At 37.1% G+C, this 25,229-nt stretch carries 16 protein-coding genes; 15 read left to right on the plus strand and 1 reads right to left on the minus strand.

The genetic code is table 11. From position 1 onward, the window contains the following. Positions 1 to 15 precede the first annotated feature (15 nt). The 14 genes from mfd to spoIIE all read left to right on the plus strand — a co-directional run bounded on the left by mfd (position 16) and on the right by spoIIE (position 16,209). Positions 16 to 3,537: a transcription-repair coupling factor gene (gene mfd / locus BJL90_RS06110; RefSeq protein WP_070965382.1), complete on the plus strand. Its 3,522-nt coding sequence runs from the start codon at positions 16 to 18 to the stop codon at positions 3,535 to 3,537. 37 nt (positions 3,538 to 3,574) lie between these two features. After that, positions 3,575 to 4,534, plus strand: a complete 960-nt coding sequence (locus BJL90_RS06115) for a peptidylprolyl isomerase (RefSeq protein WP_070965384.1) — start codon at positions 3,575 to 3,577, stop codon at positions 4,532 to 4,534. 131 nt (positions 4,535 to 4,665) lie between these two features. Then, positions 4,666 to 5,217, plus strand: coding sequence for a stage V sporulation protein T (gene spoVT, locus BJL90_RS06120; RefSeq protein WP_070965387.1), 552 nt, complete (start codon positions 4,666 to 4,668; stop codon positions 5,215 to 5,217). Positions 5,218 to 5,359: 142 nt separating this feature from the next. Next, positions 5,360 to 6,961, plus strand: a complete 1,602-nt coding sequence (locus BJL90_RS06125) for a putative polysaccharide biosynthesis protein (RefSeq protein ID WP_070965390.1) — start codon at positions 5,360 to 5,362, stop codon at positions 6,959 to 6,961. 90 nt (positions 6,962 to 7,051) lie between these two features. Continuing rightward, the gene (gene yabN, locus BJL90_RS06130) at positions 7,052 to 8,524 is read left to right on the plus strand and encodes a bifunctional methyltransferase/pyrophosphohydrolase YabN (RefSeq protein WP_335617821.1); all 1,473 of its coding nucleotides are present in this window, start codon (positions 7,052 to 7,054) and stop codon (positions 8,522 to 8,524) included. Positions 8,525 to 8,617: 93 nt separating this feature from the next. Next, positions 8,618 to 8,896: an HU family DNA-binding protein gene (locus tag BJL90_RS06135; protein WP_044824624.1), complete on the plus strand. Its 279-nt coding sequence runs from the start codon at positions 8,618 to 8,620 to the stop codon at positions 8,894 to 8,896. A 58-nt stretch (positions 8,897 to 8,954) separates the two neighbouring features. Continuing rightward, positions 8,955 to 9,197: an RNA-binding S4 domain-containing protein gene (locus BJL90_RS06140; RefSeq protein ID WP_070965393.1), complete on the plus strand. Its 243-nt coding sequence runs from the start codon at positions 8,955 to 8,957 to the stop codon at positions 9,195 to 9,197. A 423-nt stretch (positions 9,198 to 9,620) separates the two neighbouring features. Next, positions 9,621 to 10,619 carry a SpoIID/LytB domain-containing protein gene (locus tag BJL90_RS06145; protein WP_070965395.1) on the plus strand — a complete coding sequence of 333 codons (999 nt, stop codon included), beginning with the start codon at positions 9,621 to 9,623 and terminating at the stop codon, positions 10,617 to 10,619. 113 nt (positions 10,620 to 10,732) lie between these two features. Further along, positions 10,733 to 11,023 carry a sporulation protein YabP gene (gene yabP / locus BJL90_RS06150; RefSeq protein WP_070965397.1) on the plus strand — a complete coding sequence of 97 codons (291 nt, stop codon included), beginning with the start codon at positions 10,733 to 10,735 and terminating at the stop codon, positions 11,021 to 11,023. A 108-nt stretch (positions 11,024 to 11,131) separates the two neighbouring features. Continuing rightward, positions 11,132 to 11,638 carry a spore cortex biosynthesis protein YabQ gene (yabQ, locus tag BJL90_RS06155; RefSeq protein WP_070965401.1) on the plus strand — a complete coding sequence of 169 codons (507 nt, stop codon included), beginning with the start codon at positions 11,132 to 11,134 and terminating at the stop codon, positions 11,636 to 11,638. Positions 11,639 to 11,653: 15 nt separating this feature from the next. Beyond that, positions 11,654 to 11,947: an FtsB family cell division protein gene (locus BJL90_RS06160; protein WP_156778720.1), complete on the plus strand. Its 294-nt coding sequence runs from the start codon at positions 11,654 to 11,656 to the stop codon at positions 11,945 to 11,947. Between the two features lie 111 nt (positions 11,948 to 12,058). Next, complete coding sequence (locus BJL90_RS06165) at positions 12,059 to 12,478, plus strand: S1 RNA-binding domain-containing protein (protein ID WP_070965407.1); 420 nt, start codon at positions 12,059 to 12,061, stop codon at positions 12,476 to 12,478. A gap of 155 nt (positions 12,479 to 12,633) precedes the next feature. Beyond that, a complete protein-coding gene (locus BJL90_RS06170; RefSeq protein WP_070965410.1) occupies positions 12,634 to 13,539 on the plus strand; it encodes a Ppx/GppA phosphatase family protein in 906 nt (301 codons plus the stop codon). A gap of 288 nt (positions 13,540 to 13,827) precedes the next feature. Further along, positions 13,828 to 16,209, plus strand: a complete 2,382-nt coding sequence (spoIIE, locus tag BJL90_RS06175; protein WP_070965413.1) for a stage II sporulation protein E — start codon at positions 13,828 to 13,830, stop codon at positions 16,207 to 16,209. Positions 16,210 to 16,491: 282 nt separating this feature from the next. Here spoIIE and BJL90_RS06180 read toward each other — a convergent pair whose 3' ends face one another. Further along, entirely contained in the window at positions 16,492 to 18,915 is a 2,424-nt protein-coding gene (locus BJL90_RS06180; RefSeq protein ID WP_070965416.1) for a hypothetical protein, read from the minus strand. 273 nt (positions 18,916 to 19,188) lie between these two features. On the opposite strand from BJL90_RS06180, the gene BJL90_RS06185 reads away from it, so the two are divergent. Then, on the plus strand, positions 19,189 to 25,164 hold the full coding sequence (locus tag BJL90_RS06185; RefSeq protein ID WP_070965419.1) for an IPT/TIG domain-containing protein: 5,976 nt from the start codon (positions 19,189 to 19,191) through the stop codon (positions 25,162 to 25,164). Positions 25,165 to 25,229: the final 65 nt, after the last annotated feature.

Consider the following 25,229-nt stretch of genomic DNA (forward strand, 5'->3'; position numbering starts at 1 on the left):
AAGCAGGTGCAAAATATGAAAAAGAATGTAGTATTATCACCTTTAGAAAACTCATTGCAATATCTACAGTTAGCACAAACCTTGAGGGAAGAAAAATCTTCGGTAAGCCTTCATGGGTTAGATGATTCTCAACGGGGGCATGTTGCTTATGGGCTATATAAAGGACTAAGGCGACAGCTTTGTCTGCTGACCTATAGTGAAATAGAAGCACAACAAATTTATCAAGATTTAAAGTTTTATGTTGAAGATCAAGCCATTTTCTTTCCTACAAAGGATATTGTATTTTATGATGTAGAAGCCACCAGCGAAGAGGTTAGTGAAGAAAGAATAAAGGCTTTGAATAAGTTAGTAGGGGGGGAAGCTTGCATTGTAGTAGCATCTATTGATGCACTATTATTAAAACTTACTCCTGTAGATATCTATAAAAAATATCAACTAGCTTTTACCGTGGGACAACGTATTCACCTCCAGCAGGTGACAGAAAACTTTATTTTGCAGGATTATGAAAGAGTAGAAAGAGTAGACACAAAGGGACAGTTCAGTATTCGAGGGGGAATTATTGATATTTTTCCTCCAGCAGAAGAAAATCCTATTCGTATCGAACTGTTCGATGATGAAGTAGACTCAATTCGGTACTTTGAAGTAGAAACACAAAAATCTATAGAAAAAATTGAAAAAATAACAGTTTATCCAGCTAAAGAAATTATTATAGAAGTCAATCACCACGAAAAAACAGTACCTCAACTATCACAGGAACTAAAAAACACCTTAAAAAAACTAGACCCTGCTGCGGGAGAAAAGCTGCAGGGAAAAATAGCGGAGGCAGTGGAAAGACTTTCTAACCTTGGAAGATTTAAAGGAATTCAGAAGTTTTTACCCTATATCTATGAAAAAGCAGCTTCTTTGATAGACTATTTTCAGGAGGAAGCTATTGTTATTGTAGACGAACCGGATCGAGGAAAGGAAAAGATAAAAGGATATCTAGAGGAGTTCAGGGAAAACTTTAAAACCCTCTTAGAAAGAGGAGAAGTATTACCTAATCAAGCACACCTTTTGTTTAACTATGAAGAAATTATTAAAAGATTAAAAGACCGATCTTTGGTGACTTCCAGTCTTCTACCCAAAAATCATCCAGATTTACAGCCTAAAAAAATTATTAATTTTATCTCTAGACCAGTTCAATCTTTTTATGGTAAAATGAATCATTTTGTAAAAGAAATAAGTTCACTGCAACAAAAAGGTTATGAAATTCGAATTGTGACAACTACAAAGGAAAAGGCAATGAAATTGCTGGAGTTATTAAGGGAAGAAGAGGTGTTAACAGAGTTTTTTGTAAAAGACGATGCTAAGGCGTCTCATAAGGGTAAAGTAGTCATTCTTCAAGGAAACCTTCATCGGGGTTTTGAATATGTAGATATAAAATATATCCTTTTCACTGACTATGAAATCTACGGGGCGTATAAAAAGAAAAAGCAAAAGATAAAGAGGAAGGATACTTCCCCTATAAAGTCTTTTATAGACCTTCAGGTAGGGGATTATGTGGTTCATGAGGGGCATGGTATAGGAAAATATATAGGTATCGAAGAATTAAAGGTGGAGGGCGTAAAAAAGGATTATTTAAAAATTCGTTACTCCGGAGAAGATAATCTTTATCTTCCTACCGATCAGATGGATTTAATTCAAAAATATATAGGTGCTGATGATAAAGCACCAAAGCTCAACAAATTAGGAGGCACAGAATGGGTTAAAACGAAGGCAAAGGCAAAAAAAGCCATCGAGGATATGGCTAAGGATCTCTTAAAGCTTTATGCTGAAAGAGAAAAAAGCAAAGGCTATGCCTTCTCAAGGGATACCGATTGGCAAAAACAATTTGAATATTTATTTCCCTATGAAGAAACCCCGGATCAGATAAGGTGTATAGAAGAAATGAAAAAAGATATGGAAGTAGATCGATCTATGGATCGGTTGCTCTGCGGTGATGTAGGCTATGGTAAAACAGAAGTGGCTATAAGAGGTGCCTTTAAATGTGTTATGGACAGTAAGCAGGTGGCAGTTTTAGTACCCACCACCATATTAGCGCAACAGCACTATAATAACTTTAAGGAACGTTTTTCTGGTTTTCCTGTAACAGTAGAGATGTTAAGTCGTTTTAGGACACCGACGCAACAAAAACATACCATAGAAAGTGTACGAACGGGGAATATAGATGTTTTGATTGGTACCCATAGGCTTTTATCAAAGGATGTTGTTTTCAAGGACCTAGGATTATTGATCGTAGATGAGGAACAGCGATTTGGTGTAAAGCATAAGGAAGCATTAAAACAGCTGAAAAAATCTGTAGATGTATTAACCTTAACAGCCACCCCTATACCTAGAACCCTGCACATGTCTATGATTGGCGTGCGGGATATGAGTGTGATTGAAGACCCTCCAGAGGAAAGATACCCTGTACAGACTTATGTAGCTTCCTATAATGAATCCTTAATTACAGATGCTCTTACAAGAGAGATGGCTAGAGGAGGACAGGTATATTATGTTTACAATCGGGTACAGGGAATCCATCAAGTGGCAGCAAAATTAGGAAGTTTAGTGCCCCAAGCCAGGGTAGGGGTAGCCCATGGTCAAATGAGTGAAAGGCAGCTAGAAAAGCTAATGTTGGAGTATTATCATGGAGAATATGACGTGCTGGTATGTACCACCATTATAGAAACTGGTTTAGATATTGCCAATGTCAACACCATCATTATACAAGATGCAGATCGATTAGGACTTTCTCAGTTATATCAGTTAAGGGGCAGAGTTGGAAGGTCCAATCGCCAAGGGTATGCTTATCTTCTATACGAAAAAGATAAAATTTTATCAGAAGTAGCAGAAAAGCGTCTCAAGGCCATTAAAGAGTTTACAGAATTTGGATCAGGGTTTAAAATTGCTATGAGGGATTTAGAAATAAGGGGAGCAGGAAATTTATTAGGATCAGAACAGCATGGTCACATGGCCTCCATTGGTTATGATCTTTATGTGAAGTTATTGGAGGAGACGGTAGGAGAACTAAAGGGAGAAAAAATAGAAAAATATGAAGATACGATGATGGAGCTAAATGTAGATGCATATATCTCAGAAAAATATATTTCCAATCCAAGTCATAAAATAGAGATTTACAAGAAAATAGCTTCTATTCGTAACGAGGAAGATATGTATGCTATTGAAGAAGAGATAGAAGATCGTTTTGGAGACATTCCCCTAAGTGTAAGGAATTTACTGCTGATTTCTTATATTAAAGCCTTGGCAAAGAACTTAAAAATCCAATATATTTCTCAGAAAGAGAAAAGTATCCGTATACAGTTTAGAGAAGCTAAGGTACTAAGACCAGAAAATATTGTTGAAGTTATGGAGAGCTATCGATGGAAGGTAACGATCCATGGGGGGCAGCAGCCTTATATCACTTACAAAATACAGACACAAGATCAATATAAGGTGTTGTTAGACATAAAGGGTTTAATAGAAAAAATTAGTGGTTTAAAAAAGGCTGCCAGTTAGCTATAATAGAAGATAGACAGAAGGAGAGTGAATAAAAATGCCTTTAAAAAACAGTAAAAAATTTATGGTGGTAATAGCTGCTGTACTTATGATAGCTTTATTTTTTATAGGGTGTTCTAGTACTGCTAAGATACCACAGGATGCTGTAGCAGTGGTAAATGGTAACAGTATATCTATGGGAGAATTTGAAAAAACCCTAGCATTACAAAGAATGAGCTATGAAGCACAGTTCGGGGCGGAAATATTGATACAAGATATGGGTACAGGTGTCACACTTTTAGAGTCCATAAAAAAGCAGCTTTTAGACAAAATTGTATCAGATGAAGTTCTTATTCAAGAGGCAAGAAAAAATAATATTACAGCTACAGAAGAAGAAATACAAGCAGCTTATGAACCGTATTTAGTTTTTAAGGATCAAAATGAATCATTTCAACAGTTTGCAGAGGAAAATAATATAGACGAAGCCTATATGAAGCAACAAATTGAAAAAGATATCATTCTTCACAAATATAGAGATTTTTTTATAGAAAATCTTGAAATTGCTGAAGAAGCTGCTGAGGCTTATTATAACGACAATCCAGCCTTCTTTATACAGGAGGAGGTAAGTGCAAGACATATTCTTGTAGAGGAACTAGATACAGCGAAGGAAGTTTTGCAAAAGATTGAAGAAGGAGAAGATTTCATTGCATTGGCGGCTCAGTATTCTACAGAACCGGGGGCAGCAGAACGTGGAGGAGATTTAGGATACTTCGGTAGAGGTGAAATGGTAACAGAGTTTGAGGAAGCAGCTTTTGCTTTAGAACCAGGGGAAGTTAGCGATATTGTGGAAACTAGATTTGGATACCACATTATTCTGGTAGAAGATGTTATTCGGGAGACCCAAAAATATGAAGATGTTAAATTGTATTTAATTGAATTTTTAAAGGAGCAAGAATATCAAGAGCACGTTGAAGCATTGATAGAAAAAGCAGAAATTAATAAAAGAGAAGAATTTTAGGTAAAAACAGGTATTAAAGATACCTGTTTTTTTTTGTGTAAAAAGCAAATCCTTCCAATGAATAAAAAACAAAGATTGGTAAAATACTATGATTACACTAAAATTTTACTTTAACTTAGGAGGGAATCATATTGAAGGCTACAGGAATAGTAAGACGTATAGATGACTTAGGCAGAGTAGTAATTCCCAAGGAAATTAGGAGAACTCTTAGAATTAGAGAAGGAGATCCTCTTGAAATATTTACAGATCGAGAAGGGGAGGTTATACTAAAAAAATACTCTCCTATAGGAGAATTAAGTGAATTTGCTACAGAGTATGCAGAATCTTTACAAGAAGCTTTAGGACACATTGCAATTATAACTGATAGGGATACGATTATAGCAGTAGCTGGTCATTCTAAAAAAGAATACTTAGAAAAACGTATAAGTAAGGCTTTAGAGAGAATAATGGAAGAAAGAGAGACAACATTATTTAACGAAGGAGAGCAGATGCACCCAATCGCTTCTGATGAGGGAGATGAAGGGGAATATACAGCTCAGGTGATAGCCCCTATTGTCACTCAGGGAGATCCCATAGGAACAGTGATTATTTGTTCTAAAAACAAAGGCGTGAATATGGGAGAAGTTGAGAAAAAAATAGCTACAACAGCTGCATCCTTCTTGTCAAAACAAATGGAACAATAGAAATGTTAAAGCTCCGCAATGTCGGGGCTGTTTTTTTTAGTAAAAGTTTGTTATAATCAATTAGGAAATTATTAAGTTGTGTTCTTCAGGGACTTAATCTTCAAAGCAATAAAGCATAAAGTAGTATATGGAGGAATGAATAATGAAGAAGGATACCTTTTTAAAAGGAGCAGTTATTTTAGGAGCTGCAGGAATGATTGTAAAGGTAATGGGAGCGTTTTTTAGAATCCCTTTGGGCTATATTATTGAATCAGAAGGTATGGGCTATTATCAAGTAGGCTATACGGTTTATAATTTTTTGCTGGCCTTTACTGCTGCTGGGTTTCCTACAGCTATATCCAAATTAGTATCAGAAAAGAGAGCGAGAGCAGACTATCAGGGGGCTCATAAGGTTTTTAAGACTTCCTTCTACCTACTATTAGCTTTAGGGACTGTGGGATCGGTGGCTTTAGCGCTGCTAACTACCTTTTTAGTAAACAATGTGTTTGAAAGTCCAAATGCCTACTATGCAGTAGTGGCACTGGCGCCGGCGGTATTTTTTGTTGCTGCTTTAGCCGCTTTTAGGGGTTATTTTCAGGGCATGAAGGATATGATGCCTACCGCTGTTTCTCAGGTAATAGAACAGGCAGCTAGGGTATTGTTTGGTTTTTCCTTAGCATATATCTTTTTAAGACGATTTGGCGTAATCTATGCAGCAGGAGGTGCTGCCTTCGGTGCTTCTATAGGAGCCGCTTCTGCTCTGGGCATGATGGCATTCCTTTATAAAAAAAGAGAAAACAATATTCTGCCTTTAGAGGGACAGGCTATTGATGCTGAAGAAGAAACTTCTCAACAGATTATCAAAAGACTTTTAAGAATTGCTATCCCCATTGCGATTGGAGCGGCTGTAATGCCACTCATTAATATGATAGATACATTTATAGTATTAAGAAGGCTGCAGGCCACAGGTTTTAGCTATCAAGAGGCGAATAGCTTATATGGACAGCTGCAGGGGATGGCAGCTGCACTTGTAAATCTGCCACAAGTATTAACGCTGGCATTGGCTACCAGTATCGTGCCGGTAATTTCAGAATCGGCGGCTCAAAATGACTGGGATAGCGCAAGACAAGATATACGGTCAGCTCTTCGGGTAGCTTTGCTGATTGGTTTACCAGCATCTGCAGGATTGGCGGTATTATCTACCCCGATTATGGCAATGCTTTATCCTAGGGAACCAGCTACCATAGGTAGAATACTCTTATTCTTAGCCTTTGCTGTAACCTTTTTAGCACCACTACAAGCTTTGACAGGTGTACTACAGGGGTTAGGAAAGCCTGATATTCCTGTTCGAAACCTCATGGTGGGGGCTGGGTTTAAATTTATTACTACGTATGTATTAACAGGAATCCCTGCTTTAAATGTAAAAGGTGCTGCGATAGGAACTGTGATTGCTTACTTTGTAGCTTTTCTTTTAAACTTTATAGCAGTAAAGAAAGAGACAAAGGTGGCTTTTGAGCCAAAACAGTTTATTATAAAACCAGTTTTATCTGTAACAGTTATGGGAGCAGTTGTTTTTATTCTTTACAGACAGCTATATAACTTCCTTGGGAATAGTCTTTCTACTGTGATATCTATTGCTATAGGAGCAGCTGTTTATGGTGTGATGCTTTTAAAAACAAAAACGATTATTGAAGAAGACTTTGATCTATTACCAGGAGGCAGCAAACTATTAAAGTTGCTCCGTAAACTGAAGCTTATGCATTAAAGTTAAAGTTCAAGTTCAAAGGCGTATATAGATGTGTGCCCTTAAAATTTAACTTTAGAAGCGCGCATCTATACGTACCTTAAGAAGGGAGTGATTAAGATAGCCAAACTTACTATTGTGGGCTTAGGACCTGGGGCGAAGGAACACTTAACCTTAGCTACATTAACAGCCATGAAACAACATAAAAAAATATACCTCAGGACAGAAAAGCATCCTGTAGTAGCTTATCTCAAGGGAGAAGGCATCGTGTATCAAACATTTGATGCTGTTTATGAGGAAAAAGAAGATTTTCAAGAAGTATACCAGCATATTGTAGATGACCTTGTAAACAAAGCAAAAAGAGAGGATATTTTGTATGCGGTGCCGGGACATCCTTATGTAGCAGAAAATACGGTGCAGATGTTAATAGAAGCCTGTAGGAAAGAAAAAGAGATAGAAAAGATAGTATATCCTGCCATGAGTTTTATAGATGCCATGTTTATGGCATTAGAAGTGGACCCTGTTAATGGATTCAAGTTACTAGATGGCCTACAGCTAGAGAAGCAGGAACCGGATACAGCCATTGCCAATATTATTACCCAGGTTTATGATCCCCTGATTGCTTCTGAGGTGAAATTAAGACTAATGAACTATTATGAGGATGAACAGGAGATATTTGTAGTGAAAAATGCTGGTATTCCTCAACTCCAAAGGATAGAAAAAATACCTCTTTACATGCTAGACCGCCTAGATTGGATTGATTATCTTACAAGTCTTTATATACCAGGGATTGACACGGAACAAAAAAAATACTATAATGTGAATAATTTGGTGGAAATCATGGAAATATTAAGAAGTAAAGAGGGCTGTCCTTGGGATATCAAGCAAACTCATGATAGTCTGAAGCCTTATCTCATAGAAGAAAGCTATGAAGTATTAGAGGCAATTGATAAAAAGGATGATATATTGCTGGAGGAAGAACTAGGAGATTTGCTGCTACAGGTAATATTTCATAGTCAGATTGCAAAGGAAAGAAATGTTTTCACCATGGAAGATGTAGTACAGGGCATTTGCGAAAAACTGATTTTTAGACATCCACATGTTTTTAGAGGGGTAAAGGCAGATACCTCAAAAGAAGCACTGCAAACGTGGGAACAACAAAAACAACAAGAAAAACAAATTAAAAGTATAGCAGATTCTATGACAATGATACCAAAAGAATTGCCAGCCTTGTTGAAGGCGGTGAAGGTTCAGAAAAAAGCAGCAAATGTTGGTTTTGACTGGGATGAGCTAAAGGATGTTGTCAGTAAAGTAAAAGAAGAGTTACAAGAGGTCCTCGAGGCTGAAAAAGCGAAGGATGCTGCTAAGCTTTCAGAGGAAATAGGAGATTTGATTTTTGCAGCAGTAAATTTAAGTAGGTTCTTAAAAGTAGATCCAGAAGATGCTTTAAACGCTACTTGTAGAAAATTCATCAATAGGTTTCAGTACATAGAAATGACAGCGGCTAAAGAAGGAAAAACTTTAGAGGAGATGACGCTAAAAGAAATGGATTTACTATGGGAGAAAGCGAAGCAAAGAAGCTGAAAAAATGTGAGCAATATTAGTAAAAAAGAAGGATTTTGCAAACTTTCAGAGAATATGCTATACGTACTTTAAAATACGAAGGAGGTAATTTAAGTGAATAAAGCTGAATTAGTAGCAAGAATAGCTGAAAAAAGTCAATTAACTAAAAAGGATGCTGAACTTGCGTTAAATGCATTTATGGAAAGTGTTGAGGAAGCATTAGTAGAAGGAGATAAAGTACAACTAGTAGGATTTGGTACTTTTGATGTAAGAGAGAGAAAACCAAGACAAGGTCGAAATCCAAGAAATCCTGAACAAGTAATAGATATTCCAGCTTCAAAAGCTCCTGTATTTAAAGCAGGTAAAACATTAAAAGAAAAAATGAATGATTAATAAAAATCAGGGCTGACCCTGATTTTTATTTTATAATGGAGTGAGGGGAGGGTGCTAAATGCGTTTAGATAAATATCTTAAAGTTTCAAGAATCATAAAACGAAGAACAGTAGCTAAAGAAGCTTGTGAAAAAGGCAGAGTTTTTATCAACGGAAAAACAGCGAAGCCGGGAACAGAAGTGAACATAGGTGATGAAATAGAAATACAGTTTGGCGACCGTTCCCTAAAAGCAGAGATTACACAGGTTTCTGAACATGTGAAAAAGGACGAAGCGAAGGAAATGTTTCGGTTGGTTGAGTAAAAAGCATGATTTTGTTGCATAATATTATAGAAAATGGTATATTATAATTAATACAAGAAGTATTTAGTGTAGCAGATGGGACAATTGTATTCATAAGAAAAACAGGTGGGTGGCACCTGTTTTTCTTTTTTTGTCATCTTAGAACATTGATTAAGGTAGCTATTGCTGTAATGAGAGCTGCGATGGCGGTAATAAACTTTACTATGTATTCTATCTTGTCTTTTGTTTGATGGGACAATTATACTCACCTCCTTTCATGGAGGATAGGTATATTATACCATAAACATTTAATTTCAAGGAACAAAAACAAACATACGTTCAAGGTATATCAACGAAAAATTTGCATAGGAATCCCTTTTATCTCAAATACTAAGAACATCTAAAACTTGCAAAATCTAGAGAAATTTTATAAGGAGGATTCCTATGAAAGGATTAAAAAAATACGGGGTATTACTATTGGTGATTATGTTGATAGTAACATTAGCAGGATGTCGGGTTGAAAGACGTCCAGAAGGACCTGAAGGGCAGGAAACACCCCAGAGAACAGAAGAAGCTCCGGAAATTCCTGAATCTATCAGCCAAGGAGAGGGACAAGAGCCTAGATTGACGGTACATATTGTAGAGACTGAAGAATCTAGAGAAATGGACTTTGAAGAGTATCTACAGGGAGTATTAGCAGGAGAGATGCAAAATGATTGGCCGATGGAGGCCCTAAAGGCGCAAGCTATTTTAGCTAGAACCTTTGTTATGGAGTTTGTTACAGATATAGGAGGTTCCAAGTACGAAGGAGCAGATGTATCTACAGATATTGAAGAAGCTCAGGCATGGAATGATGAGGGAATCAATGAGAGGATCATACAAGCCATCAATGATACAAGAGGGCAAGTGGCTGTACATAATAATGGATATATTAAAGCATGGTTTCATGCCCATGCAGCAGGACAAACAGCTATGGCTGTAGAAGGTTTGGGACTAGATGAGGAAGATCCACCTTATATTCATTCCGTTGAATCACCAGACTCAGAGAAAGCACCAGAGGATGATGTCAATTGGAGTGAAACCTTTACAAAGGCAGAGATTATTGAAGCCGTTCAAACCACAGGACAGGAACCGGGAGATTTTAATAGCATTGAAGTGGTAGAAACCGGTCCTTCCGGAAGGGCCTATAAACTACAAATTGGAGAAGCTGTTGTCATGGCACCAGCCTTCAGGTTGGCACTAGATAGTACAAGAATGAAATCTACGCAATTACAAGATATCTCAGTGGAAGGAGATCAAGTGACCTTCTCCGGTACAGGTTATGGTCATGGTGTAGGTATGAGTCAATGGGGCGCCTATCAAATGGCGGAAGAAGGAAAAAGTGCAGAGGAAATCGTGAAACATTATTTTAAAGACATAGAAGTCATAAAATTATGGGAATAAAAGCCGCAGTTGCGGCTTTTATTTTATAAAAAATATTTTATACATAATGGACGAATCCTTTGGAATACACTGGAATTAAGGGAAAAGCATCTTAGCTAAAGGTGGGTGATATGATGGAGGAGCGGAAAACCAATCGTTTTAAAGGCCATAGTCTTATATTAGAAAACAGAGAAAAACTTTCTGTTTCTGGGGTAGAACATGTTAATAATTTCAACAGTGAACTAATCGTAGTAGATACTATAGCAGGAGTCATTACAATCAAGGGAGAGGGTCTGGATGTAAAAAAATTAAATCTAGAGGAAGGCCAGGTAGCCATCACCGGCACAGTTCACGCTATGACCTACAGTAGCAGAGATACCTTGACAGCCAAAAGTTCTGGTTTTTTTAATAAAATTTTTAAATAACTGCCGAAAAATCCTTCGGCAGTTTTTTTATGAGACAGTCACCAAACAAGCTGTGAAGGAATATAATTACTATAAGTCCTTAATATTAATTTACAAGGCGGTGAAATCATGATTTCCATATCACAAGAAACCTACATACTGTTGGCCACCATCTATGGGGGAATTTTAATCGGCTTTATCTACGATCTATATAAAATATTTAGAAGAATTTTTCATCCAAAAAAAATCGCCACTTTTATACAAGATTTTTTCTTTTGGATGATCATATCGATTGTGGCCTTTTATGTACTGATTATCAGTAATCAAGGTGCTTTGCGATTTTATAACTTTCTAGGATTTTTAATAGGTGCCTCCACCTATACCTTCCTTTTAAGTCATATTGTTATAAAGGGCATATTATTTTTATCGAGAATAATAAAATGCTTTCTTTATGACCTCTATCAAATCATCATGTATCCATTTCATGTAGGATTATGTCTAATAGAGGTGCCCTGTTCCTATTGCAAAAGAAAAACAAAGCCTATATACTATAAAACAAAGAAATATTTTAAACTACCAGGGAGAATGATGGAAAGAACCAAGAAAAACATCTCTACCTATTTTAAGAAAAAGTAAACAAGGGGTGTTGTTGTGCAGAAGAAAAAGAGAAGTAATAAAACAAAACGAATAGGAATCCTTGTATTATGTTTGGTGGGTTGTTACATGATGATTACACTGTATCAACAAAAACAAGAAATGGAGTGGCTAAAGCAACAGGAACTTAGCTATTTACAACAAGTAGAAGAAATCCAAAGAGATATTGAGAGTCTGCAACAACAGCTGGAAATCAGCAATGATGACGAGTATATAGAAAAAATAGCAAGACAGCAGTTGAAGATGATTGGATCAGAAGAAATGTTAATTATAGACATTGGACAGCAGTAAAAATATTTTTTCTCTCTACTTGAGTCATTACATAGAATCTGATATAATATAAGTGGCAAATTACAATCATTTGGTTTGCAAATCAATTGCTCAAGGAGGAATATTATTTTTATGCTGGCAGAGGAAGGTAAGATTGTAGAGGGCACAGTGTCAGGGATTACGAACTTCGGTGCTTTCATTGATCTTGGAGAAGGTAAGACAGGACTAGTACACATTTCAGAGGTTGCAGATGACTACGTAAAAAATATTCATGATTATCTAAAGGATAAACAAAAAGTAAAGGTAAAAGTACTATCTATTGGTAAGGATGGCAAGATTAGTCTATCTATTCGACAAGCTGCTGCACAAAATAAAAAGTCCGTTAGACCTGTAGAAGTAGATTGGAGTGTAAAGGAGGATGACTCCTCGAGAATGTCTTTTGATGACAAGATTAGCAAGTTTATGAAGGAAAGTGAAGAAAAGATGCAAGTATTAAAATCCAAAAGTAAGTCCAATGGTCGAAAGGGCAATGGATTTAGAAATAAAATATAAAATCACTGCCAGGGAGAAGCCTGGCTTTTTTTATACACACAAGTTATGGAAATAAAAATGAAAATAGCAGAGTCATGGGGACGGTTCCAGCGTTTCCGAAGCGAGCGTAGGGAAAACGATGGAACTGTCCCCGTGGCGTAGCGTGGGAGGAAAACATGAAAAAATATGCTGCTATAGATATAGGTACAAATTCTATGCGACTACTATTGGCGGGAATAGAAGAAAATAGCATCATACATAGAACAAAAGAGATCAACACTACCCGTATAGGACAAGCGGTAGATCAAGGGGGTTTTATTACAGAGGAAGGCATGGAAAGAAATCTTCAGGCTTTTCAAGATTTTGTAAAAAAGGCCAAAGAATACGGTGTAGAAAAGATTTTTGCCATTGCCACCAGTGCGGTAAGAGATGCTAAGAATGGCGGGGACTTTGTTCAGGCTGCTTTTGATGAGACAGGCATCCTTATAGAAGTGCTGACAGGGAAGCAAGAAGCAGAAATGGGCTATAGAGGAGTATTGATGGGTTTAGAAAATTCAGATGTAGAAACCCTTGTTATAGACATAGGGGGAGGCAGCACAGAATTTATTTTAGGAAAGGGTACAGATCTTCAGGAACGCATCAGTGAAAATGTAGGTGCTGTCAGAATAACAGAGCGGATAGGGGAAGAAGGGGAACTCCAGGAAACCGTCGAGAAGATAATGAAAACTACCTTTAATCGTTTAAAGAAAAAAAAGATTCAACAGTTAATAGGCATAGGCGGCACCATCACCACTTTAGCAGCCTTACATCAAGAGCTTGACCCCTATGATATGGAAAAGGTTCACAATTATTCTTTGGGTTTAAAAGATATTAATAGCATAAAAGAAAAATTAACTGGCCTCACAATAGAAGAAAGAAAAAAACTAAAGGGTCTCCATCCTAAAAGAGCAGATATTATTGTGGCAGGAGTAGCGATTTTACAAGCTATTATGAAAAATTTAGCCATAACATCTATTACCGTCAGTGAATATGATAACCTAGAGGGACTCATGTATAAAAATTTGCAACTTACTATTCTATAGCAGGTTGCAAATTTTTATACATAAAACTTTTCTTCATAAACCACAAGACTTCGCCAAAAAAACATGTCTTCTTATAAGCACGCCTCATGATATCATGTATTGAAAATGTAGTACCTACCATATATTTCAATTTTCTTGTCAAAAACGTCAAAGGAATTGTCAAAAGGTTTTTTTAAACAGTCTCCTATTCTTGACAAATCTTTTAAAAATTCTCTGATAAAATGACCCTAACAAAACAAGAGGAGGTTTAACTTTTTAATTTTAGTTTTAAATTGGGGGGATTTATCCATGGCAGAAAAGCCGACAGTATTACCAGTACACTTAAGTAGAGAAAAGAAAACGATATTTACATCTTTAAAAGCAAGTAAAAAACTTATTTTATTAAATATGATTGCTTTTTTATTAGGAAGAGCGGGCATTCTTCAGGGACTTACTCCCTTTGGCATAGGTTTCTTCACAGCCTTCAACCACAAGGATAGAAAATATGCCTCTTTAGGGATTACCACCCTGCTGGGAATTATCACTGTCAAGGGAATTTATGAGAGTGTTCCTTATGGCATTACACTGGGGATTGTTTATCTACTATTTCAGTATGCGATGGACCTACGAAAATTAAAAACCTTAAAAGCCGCCTTCATTAGTGGATTTACTTACTTAACGGTGAGCATCATTTTTTTAAGTTTTCAGCCCTTCTATCTTTACGATGTGATGATGGTGGCCTTTGAAGCCTTAGTGATTTTCGTTATAGTATACATCGCATCCTACGCCTTACCTATCATGCTGGAAAGTAAAAACAGAAAAATTTTATCAACAGAAGAGATTATTTGTGTGGCGATATTAATGGCTATAGGTTTAACAGGTATTCAAGAAGTATCTATTTTTCAGTTGTCCTTACGAAATAGTATCGCCATACTCTTGACCATTTTATTTGCATATAATGGAGGTACAGCAGTAGGGGCATCAGTGGGAATCACTTTGGGGTTAATCACCAGCATGTCCATTGCTGGTATACCACCAGTGGTTATAGGAATTTTTGGATTTTCAGGTTTATTAGCGGGAATTTTTAAAGATACGGGAAAACTTGGAACAGGTTTAGGGTTTTTAATAGGTAATGCTATTTTAACCTTCTATATCAATGGATATTATGAAGTGTTTATTCAGTTTAGAGAAATCTTTTTAGCTTTTGCTTTGTTCTTATTGTTGCCAGCAACATGGATTCAGCATCTAGAAAAGTTTACGAATAATCCTAAAAGTATCATTTATGCTGATCAAAGTCATAGCGAAAGAATGAAAAAACAAACTTATGAAAAACTCATGGAGTTTTCTGGAGCATTTCACGAGTTGGCGGCAACCTTTGAAAAAATTTCAGACAAATATGAAATTTTCGAAAAGGATGATTTGACAAATCTCATTCAAGAGGTGGCGAATTATACTTGTAGCAACTGTGGTATGAAAAGAAGTTGTTGGGAAAAAAATTTTAATGCCACTTATCAAAGCATGGCAGATTTATTGGTTTTAATAGAAACGAGGGACAGTATTGAGGTAGAAAGCTTACCAGAGGAAATCCGAAAACGTTGTATCCATCCTCAAAAAGTAATGGAAAAAATGACGCATCTTTACGAGCTAAACTATTTAGATATGACCTGGAAACAACAGTTTATTGAAAATAGACAATTAGTAGGAGAACAGTTCAAAGGGGTGGCAGAAGCTGTCCGACACATGGCAAAGGATTTGAGTAGTGAAACCACTTTTGATATAGATTTAGAAAATGATTTGTATGTAGCCTTAGATAAGGCGGGTCTATCGGTAAAAAATATTATGGTTACTGATCACCAAGGGGGTAACCTAGAAATAACGATAGAGAAAAACCCTTGTTATCATAGAGAGAGCTGTATTAACAACTTCATACCGGTTATTTCTGAAGCAGTAGGCAGTAAACTTGTCAAAAAACCCGGTACCTGTAGTTATCAAAGGGATGGAAAGGGCTGTAGCTTCACCTTGGTGAAAGCTAATCAGTATACCGCCGTCACAAAAGTTGCGAAGATGACGAAGGCAGGAAATCTTTTATCGGGGGATACTTACACCTTTATGGATATCAAGGACAACCAATATTTAACGGCTATAAGCGATGGAATGGGTACAGGAGATAAAGCCCATCGCCAATCAAATGCAACAATCACGATGCTAGAAAAAATGATGGAGGCAGGATTTGATCGGGAGGTGGCAATAAAAACAATTAATTCTATGTTAATGTTGAAATCGTCGGAGGAAATCTTTTCAAGTTTAGATATGGCACTATTAGATTTATGTAACGGGAGGGTAGACTTTGTTAAAATAGGATCGGTTCAAAGTTTTATCAAGAGAAGTCAGACAACGGTAGAGACCATACATTCCTCTACTTTGCCAATAGGGATTTTAAAGGATATCCAATATAATGAAAATGTGCAAAAAATTGAGGACGGAGATTTTATTGTTATGGTTTCTGACGGTATACTGGAGGTGAGCAAAGAAGAAGGAGAACAGTGGTTGGAGGATTTCCTGGCTAGTACAGAAACAAGAAATCCCCAGGACTTAGCGGATAAAATATTAGAAAAGGCACTGAATCTAAATAATAATAAAGTGAGGGATGATATGACAGTACTGGTAACAAAAGTTTTTAAGGCAGCGTAGGTTAGGAAAAAGAAGAATTTTCTGATGCTTAGCTGATATATTTAAGAGGGTTTTATAAATCATTAAAATAAATAATACCTAGGGATAAGGGAATAAAATACATAGAGAAGGGGTGAAAAATAAGCCATGCAGGAGACTGCATGGCTTTAAATAACTCTAGGCATACTTTATAGCTTGTAGCGAAGCCAAGGGGACTAGCGGAGTCATGGGGACTGTCCATCTGGCACGCGTTTTCCAGTGTGCCTGAGGGACTGTCCCCATGGCGTAGCGATATTACAGAATCTAAGGTACTGTCTTAATCATCACAGGCGAATAAGCCTTATCCACAACTTCTCCTTGTACATCTGCTTCCCAGAAGTTAGAAATAAATGCTAAGGCATCCACAAGGAATGCTTCAAATGCTTGTAAACCAGTGTCATTACCAGCAATATTCCTCCACTGATTTTCTTCCTGGAAGAAGTCTCCCTCTAGTTTTATATCAAAGGTGTTATCATTCTTTTCATGAATCTTATAAGTAAACGTAAAAGTGTTATTGTTATAAGTAAACCTTCCATAATTTTTATCCAAATAATCCTCAACATCTCTTAATAAGTCATAAGAACGAATTTTACCGTCTTTAAAGCTAAAGTCTAAAGCAGTTTTATTTCTAAAGTCATCAATCACCCTGCCGCTCACTGTTAAATTATCATATACATCCTCTGCTTCTTCTAACAACTCTTTTAAATAATCCATTTTTTCGAAAATATCCCAATCGTAGAATCTAGTGTTACTAAAATAGGCATTTATATCAATATTACTGCGGTTTCGTAAAACTTCATATCTAAAAGAAACGCCAGTAAAACGCCATAAGTTTTTATCTAAAGCTCTTTCTAGTCTTTGAGGATCTAGATTTCTATAAGAAGTTGCTTGATTTTCATGATCCTCAAAATCAAAGAGCAATTCTCTATCCTCTACATCGAAGGTAATGTAAGTAAAGTTATTTTCATCATAAGGTGTACTTCTGATGGAACCACTTATTTCAGCATAGGGATCATATAACTCTTTTATGGCATGGAACATATCTTCAATCCAGCCTTCTATAGTATTTCTCCTTATGTTTTTAAATGTAACATAATCACTGGCAGGATAAGTAATCCTCAAACGATATGAATGTTCTCCTATATCGCTAAAACCAATACTTGTTTCAATGCCTTCAAAGTCTTCAAAATAATCTTTTAAGTAAGATTGCATCCTACCGGAAGTTTCAATGTTTTGGTAATGAGAAGGTAGTAATTTTTGTTTTTCTGCCTGTTCTTTTATAGAAGCTAGATTTTCATAAAGTCTTTCTTCTTCAGCTCTTTTCTCAAACAACAGCGTAGCCTCTAAGAAGGTATTCTGTTGACTATAGTAGTTATTATCAAGAATATGCAACTGATTTTTTTCTGAATGATAGTCAAAAGCCCAATACAAAGCATCTGCTAAATCTGATAAAGCAATATATACTTCGTCTCCCATCAAGAAGATTTCCTTTAGCAAAGAAAAGGATCTTCCATCCACCTCTAATTGAGGATAAAGAAACCAAACATTCATACTACGATGCAAAATGGTACCTTGTGGGGTAGATTTTTCCTCCTCTCGTCTAGATTGTACTGTAGAGGGCTTATCTGATAAATTGTCATGAAAATTGATTGTACCTTCATCGTCAAAAACAAAATATAGGATTTCTTCGTCAGCAGCATCATCTATAACAGTACCATACACGTAAAGCCCTTCTTCAAAGGAATTGATTTCTCTTTTGAGACGTTCCAAGTAGTTTTTTCGTCTAGAAGATCCCCATTGATAGAAATCTCTGTCATTAAAATAAACAATTAAATTAATATCATATTGGTTTGTACGGACGGTATAATCAAAATTTATATTGTGGTAAGAAGACAAATTCTTTTCTAAATGATATTCTAGGCTTCTTCGATCAACTTGTATGGGGCCAGTACTACTTTCGTTATCAGCTCGAAAATTAAAAGCTAAAGTATCATTCTTTGTCTCAAAGGTTACATAAGTGTTATAGGAAGGAGCACCGGAACGTACAAAGCCTTCTACTTCAGCTTTAAAATCGTAGAATTCTCTTATAGCATAAAAGATATCTTCTAACCAATATTCTACTGAACGTCTAGCAATACCTTCAAAAGCTGTTCTGTCTTTAGGAGCAAAGCTAATATAGAGCAAGTAATCATTATCACGGGGATTCCTAAAATCAAAAGTAACAGGGACACCCTGTATATACCCATAGCGATTTTCTAGATAGCCTACTATATCAGCAGCAGCATCTATTTTGTTGGAGGAAGTTTTAGATACTTCTCCTCCTAGGCTTTCAATTTTCTGTGATAGGGCAAAAATAGAATAATCTCTTTGCAATGCTTCAACAGAAAAATTTTGTGATGTTTGATGATTTAGTGTGCCATTTGTATTGATGGCTATTTTTTGAGTAGTTTCATCATAGTCGGTTGAGAAGTACATTTGCCTAGCCAGGTTATTTAAAGGAAGATAAACTTCTCCTTCATAAAAAAAAGGTTCTTCAGATAAATATAAAGGAATGTTGTTAAGAAAAATATCCATGTTTGTGAAGGTTCCTGTGATGGTTCTACTATATCCCTGACCAAAAACCGGAAAATTTACAAAAGATAAAAAGCATAACAATGTACTTAACAAAAAACAAATTTTTTTCTTCATAAAATGTCTGCCTCCTTGAAATTTTGTTTCAATTTATATCTATTATATCGGAGAATAGATGGAAAAACTATAGAAATTTTCCATAACTTAACGAATCAGTATGTTAGATAATCCATATTTTTCATTTATATTACAATTAAGTGGAAAGAAGAGAAAGCATAGGAAACATATGTTATAATTAGCATAATTAACTTTGGTAAAATGTACTACTAATACCTTGGCGAAATTTGCCGATATAAGAATATAAAGGTAGAAAACAAAGGAGGGAAAAAAATGCAAAAGAAAATGGCATCCATACTTTTAATAGCAATGATAATGCAATGGATTGTCAGTGGTAGTCTCATAGACTACAGCTATGCTAATATAGACCCTAGCATTGACAGCATAGAAGTAGAACAAATCGTAAGGGTAGAGAACGATAAGAAAACCTACTCCTATCGTGTTATTTTTAATGGTTATAATGTTAGGCAAATACAAGCTATTCGTGTAAGGAGGAAAGATGCACCAAATACTGTTGTCAGGACGATACCCTCTAGCCAGTTAACCGTTGTGAATGATGCAAATATAGCAGCAGAAAACATTACAACTTTAACAAGTTTTTTTGGAAACGTCTTAGATGAGGATATTCAGCTTACTCTGGTCTACAATGGAGGGGAAACGGAGGTCGAATCCAGTAATGTGTTTATGATTTCCAGTGAAAACCTTCCAGACATAGATCGTATTCATAATGGAAATGAGTGGATCAACCCTCCTTCATGGCCTGCCTACGTCATAAAAGAGACGGGAAGCATCTTTCGATTAGAGGGCAGCAACTTTGACAGCTTATCAGGCTACACTCTTTGGATGCAGGGGGCAGGAGCGCCTAGTAAGTTAGAGAAGGATACGGATTACACCATTAGTGGAGATATCGTAACAATAGGGGCCGGTGGTTCACGTATCCCTATAGGAAATGACATGAGAATTATTTTTGAGAAAGGGATAGGCGCTGTTACTATGCGCTATAGATTGGAAAAAGCTGTTAGCATTATTAAGCCGTTAGACCTTGGAGACCCTGAAAAAATAGATATCTCCCCCTTAAAAGGTACACAGGGAACTTTAATAAGGATTAAAGCTCCAAACCATCAGGAGCTTACCAATAGCCAAACAAAGATCTATATAGGAGGTTTAGAGGCTACCAGAAACATTATAGAGGCAGAAGGAAGAGATGGTACATTTCTATACGATGGGGATAAAAAAGGATTAGAAGTAATTGTGCCGCGAATGACAGCGGGACCAAAGCAAATTGTGATTCAAAACTACCTTGGCGATACCTACGTACATAATAAATTGTTTCAATATTACGAATCGAATTATCCTACATTACAGGTAGGGGATATGGCGCCAAACTCAGGACCAGTAGGTAGAAAAAATAGTATTGATTTTATCACGATAAACAATGCTGTGGCGGTACACACCCTAGAAAATATAAATCAAGAAGAAGAAGTCACCGTACGCAAGGGGACAAAGGAAAACCTAAAATATCCCTCTTTTCAACAAGAGATAGAGGCAGCAGGAAATAATCAAAATGTACTTTATATACAATATGACTTAGGAAACGGTAGATATATAGAGAGAAGAATTTCTTTAACGATTGGCTTGCCAGGAGAAATTACAGAAATGACCTGGTTAAACAATAACGATGGCAACACCCGTAAGCTTTCTGATCTCCCCCCCTCTACAGACATTACCGCAATGACTGCTGCTGTAGGAACACCAGGTCAAACTGTGGTGCGTCTTCGTACAGAAACGGTACTATTGAGGGTAAATGGAAATGTTGTAGAAGAGGTAGAGTATGTAGTGGAGCAAGCCCCTTATACGGCAGGGGAGACAAAGTATTATACCTTCACTGCGGACCAAACCACACCAGTAATTAATAATATCATACCTAAGCAGGGTCCCTATGACAAAGATATCATTATAACCTTAGAAGGGCAAAATTTTCATGTCCGCAACATTAATGGAACAATTCATTATCCAACAGTGGTTATTGGAAAAAACGGACAATATAAGGTAATTAATAAAGAAGGTATGTTTTATAGTACCACCGCAGATGGTAACTATGATGCATCAAATCCTGCAAACAGGTTTGAAAACCCAGAAAACTATATCCCTATGACGGTTTTGGATCAAAACAACAACATCGTGGATGGACAGATTCGTACCACTGGAACCCGTATAAAACTTACGCTTCCCGGCGATAGTATACGAGGTTATTATACAGGAGCTGCCGATGTCATCGTAAGGAATCCTACTGCCACTGGAGATTTAGGAGCAACTGCTATTCGCCAAAACTTTTTTGAATATCTTCCTAAGCCTAGTGTGGAACCTTATATAGATTCCGTAGTGCCAGACAAGGTAGGGGTAGGAAGTCAGGAGAGAGTTACCGTTACAGGCCGTAATTTTCAACCGAATATGATCGTTACCATTGATGGAGAAATTGTTCAAAATCCTACAATCAATGTAGCCGCAGGAACCATACAATTTAATGCTCCTGTCGGTAGAGCCGGAAAAACCTTTTTGCAGATCATTAATCCTGCAACAGGGGGTATGGCTAGTCATGATTTTGAATACATACGTACCTATAGTAGTCCTTATATTGAAAAAATTATTCCTAATGCAGGTGGTAAGGGAAGTCTTGTTATTATCAAAGGAAACAATTTCTACAAAACAGATCATCAAGGATCTACCCCGGAGTTCAAGATAGGTACCAGTGTATTGATCGATGGAAAAGACGTCAATAAAACCTACTTTCCTATAACAGAAGAGCCTAGAAATTTTACAAACCCCTTTGATGGGCAAGAAATCAAAGACAGTAATGGAAACCCAATTAAAACTTATAGTTCCAATATAGCTGTAGTAGATAATAAGACGATTTATATGATTGTTCCTGACCCCTATGATCCAGATACCAGTTTTTTTGAAGGTCAACCTCTGGATGTAGAGGTAGTGAACCCTGATCTTGGAAAATATAAACTAGCTAAAGGCTTTGAGTTTGTCAATATAGGAACGCATCCCACCATCACAGCTATCACGCCTAGGAGAGGAGATTATAGAGGAGGAAACATTGTACAAATAGAGGGAAGTGGTTTCGCAGCAGGAATAAAAGTATACTTTGGAACCCAAACGGCACAGGTATATGATATAGATGATGACGGTCGAACCCTGTGGGCATATGTGCCAGCTTATCCTGATAGCCTTCAGGACAACAATAGTGCTATTGTTCCAGTAACCGTGCAAAATACCGATAGTGGTTCCTTTACAAAATATGATGGCTATACTTATGTCAATCCAGGTTACACCCCTAAAATCACAAGGATTGAACCAAATACAGGAAGTACAGCAGGCGGAGGCAGGGTTTTAATTACAGGAGAAAACTTTAGAACCGTCACCGGCGCTGTATATGCAGGAAACATGGTGAAACCAGAGGTGTATTTTGGTGGCGTGAAAGTACCGCCTGAGGATATAACCTTTGTACTGCCTTCAAATGATACTACGGAAGGCATGAAAACCTCTAGTTTAATTGTTGTCGAGAAGACCCCTAGAAATTCAGCCGGCAGGGTTGATGTTACTGTTATTAACTATGATGGTGCCACTGCTACTTTGAAAAATGGCTTTGAGTATCGTTCTAGAAACCCTGTCATTACCCAGATTCTTCCTAATCAAGGAGGTATTTTAGGAGGAGACGAAATTACCATTGTAGGGAGAGATTTTGTGGAAAGTGGACTGCATGTTGTCTTTGGAGATGAGAAAGGAAGACAAGATGTTTTGTCAGGGCAAGCTACTGTAACGGTGGGAGATATCATCGTACACTACGACGCTTTTTCCTCTGGGGATAATATTAAACTGTATTATAAAAACTATAATGCACAAAATCCTGAGGAAAATCAATTGAAGGGTTACCTAGAAAGACAGAGTACAAAAACCCACAGTTTCAAATTAGCAAGGCAAGATGGAAACGCTGCAATTTTCCGTATTCCGTGGCAGGATATAGCAGAAGAGTACGGAGACACCACAAAAGCAGCATGGGGAGATGAGCAGATCAAAGTAGAATTAAAAGGCACTGAGGTACCTGAATTAATCGTCACAAGAAGGTTGGGGATTGTCCAGCGGGTAGAAAACGCTCAAAGGGTGACGGTGAAGATCCCTCCTGGTATAGCCATAGGAAGAACAAGGCTTACCCTATATAATCATGACGGTACCAATGCTTCTGGAGATTTTACTTATACAAGCCCCTATAGATCTCCAATCATTACAGAAATTATTCCTGCTACAGATGTAGAAGTGACGAATGTGGAAGGGATTCCTAATCTCATTAGCCTTGCAATTGCTTCTCCTAAAGGAGGATCTCCTTTGATAATTAAAGGACAAAACTTTAGGGCTGGGGTAAGGGTCTTTATTGGAGATAAACAGGCAGAAGTAAAAAGTAGAGGACTGAATGATGATGAATTGCTGATCACGGTACCTGCTGCTGCCACAGATGCAATAGGACCTTATTTAAGAATCTTAGTCATTAACGAAGATGGAGGAAGAGCCTACGGTGATACAGTTCCAGAGGGAGCAAGTAGACGTCCCTATTATTTTCAGTACATTATAGAGGGCAGTAACCCTATCATTAGTTTGGTAAACCCTAATAAAGGACCAACGATTGGTGGTACAAGAGTTACGATTAAAGGAAATGAGTTTAAGAACGAGGATTCTCTTGGGGCTCCAAGGGAGGTGGAAGTCTTTATTGGTGGTATCCCTATACCCCAGGTGGATGTGACCTACATTGACTATAACACATTAGAAGTTATTGCTCCTGAAGGAAAAGTAGGACCCCAGACGATAGAAGTGGTAAACTATGATTACGGTAGAGCCATAGGAAACGACATGTATACCTATATCAGTCAACCGAAAATACTATCGGTAAATCCAACCAAGCTCTTCAGCAATGATACAGAAACAGAAGTTACCATAACAGGACGAATGTTTCTAGCAGGAGCCAAAGTAGTTGTTGGTGGAGAAGTTATCAAAGAAGAAGAAATCACAGGTGGTATGGAAGTACGGGGTACAGGTATAAGAGGTGTAGATAGTGAAGGGAACAATAAAAATGTTGCTGTTATCGGAGGTATAGAAGCAACATCTGTCCAAGTAGAAAATCAAGAAACCCTGAAGGTAAAACTACCAGAGGCTTTTGATCTAAAGAGCAATGATATCATTGTCATTAATCCTGACGGAGGTGTTTCCGAACCTTATAAAGATTTTGACTATCAGATTCCTATTCCAACAAAACCACTGGTGGTAGAAGCTATTCCGGGATATGAATCAACTGTACAGTTATTATGGTCTGATTCAGACCCAGAAGTGCTAAATGCTGCAGATAAATATGAAGTTTATGGAAAGAAATCTACTGATAGAAGCTATAGTTTCATAGGAGATACCGAGGGAGCACAATTTTTAGTAAAGGGACTAGAGGCTGATACCCGTTATGATTTTATGGTACGAGCATTGAACCGCTACGGCAGTGCCTTAGAATTTGCAGAGGTCAGTGTTAGAACATTAAACTCAAAAGAAGATCATCATTTAAAAGATAAACAAGAGGAGCTAGAAAAAACGGCTGAAAAATTAAGAAAAGAAGGAAAAGAAGAGGTAGTAGATGGGGCTCTTGTAAAAACCATAGGTACAGAACAAATCCCTACTGGTAATACACCATATACATTAGACTTCTCTTTGAGTCAGTATAGCAACCATGATAAGTTTATCATAGCTATCCCTGTTTCCCTTTTATCGACTTTAAATAGAAGGCTGATAATCACCGATGGCAGAGCTACTTTTAGCTTTACCCCTAATAGTCTGTATACCCGTGAGGTGATACAGGGGGCCACTGGCAACATGGAAGATGCTCATGTTCAAGTTATCTTCGAGAAAGTAAGCGGACAGGAGGCAGAAGGTTTCTACTCAGCAGTACCTAGAACACAGCGAAGGGCTTCTAATATCTATAGCATCGACTTCAACCTACAGGTGGGCAAAGATATCACAGCTATTAGACGAATGCTGCAGGCAGGAAACCTAGCTATTAACTTTGACGCCAGATCCTACGCCAATGTTGATAGCAGCAAACTCTTTATAGGAGAATATAACGCTTCAAAACATGAATTTACTAGAATAAGAAACACAAACAGCGCTAGTTTACAGGAACCAACAAAATTAATGCTATTAGCAGATAGATAGAAGGATTCAAGTTCAAGTTAAGGTAAAGGATTAGCGTAATTCAAAAAAAGTGAAGGGACGAGGGG

This window comes from Clostridium formicaceticum (genome assembly GCF_001854185.1).
GTDB lineage: Bacteria > Bacillota > Clostridia > Peptostreptococcales > Natronincolaceae > Andreesenella > Andreesenella formicacetica.

Excerpts from the sequence above, each read along its gene's own strand:
- BJL90_RS06165 (WP_070965407.1), top strand. The coding sequence starts at position 12,059 with ATGCTGGCAGAGGAAGGTAAGATTGTAGAGGGCACAGTGTCAGGGATT.
- yabP (WP_070965397.1), top strand. The coding sequence starts at position 10,733 with ATGGAGGAGCGGAAAACCAATCGTTTTAAAGGCCATAGTCTTATATTA.
- mfd (WP_070965382.1), top strand. The coding sequence starts at position 16 with ATGAAAAAGAATGTAGTATTATCACCTTTAGAAAACTCATTGCAATAT.
- BJL90_RS06185 (WP_070965419.1), top strand. The coding sequence starts at position 19,189 with ATGCAAAAGAAAATGGCATCCATACTTTTAATAGCAATGATAATGCAA.
- yabQ (WP_070965401.1), top strand. The coding sequence starts at position 11,132 with ATGATTTCCATATCACAAGAAACCTACATACTGTTGGCCACCATCTAT.
- BJL90_RS06140 (WP_070965393.1), top strand. The coding sequence starts at position 8,955 with ATGCGTTTAGATAAATATCTTAAAGTTTCAAGAATCATAAAACGAAGA.
- spoIIE (WP_070965413.1), top strand. The coding sequence starts at position 13,828 with ATGGCAGAAAAGCCGACAGTATTACCAGTACACTTAAGTAGAGAAAAG.
- BJL90_RS06125 (WP_070965390.1), top strand. The coding sequence starts at position 5,360 with ATGAAGAAGGATACCTTTTTAAAAGGAGCAGTTATTTTAGGAGCTGCA.
- BJL90_RS06170 (WP_070965410.1), top strand. The coding sequence starts at position 12,634 with ATGAAAAAATATGCTGCTATAGATATAGGTACAAATTCTATGCGACTA.
- BJL90_RS06115 (WP_070965384.1), top strand. The coding sequence starts at position 3,575 with ATGCCTTTAAAAAACAGTAAAAAATTTATGGTGGTAATAGCTGCTGTA.
- BJL90_RS06180 (WP_070965416.1), bottom strand. The coding sequence starts at position 18,915 with ATGAAGAAAAAAATTTGTTTTTTGTTAAGTACATTGTTATGCTTTTTA.
- BJL90_RS06145 (WP_070965395.1), top strand. The coding sequence starts at position 9,621 with ATGAAAGGATTAAAAAAATACGGGGTATTACTATTGGTGATTATGTTG.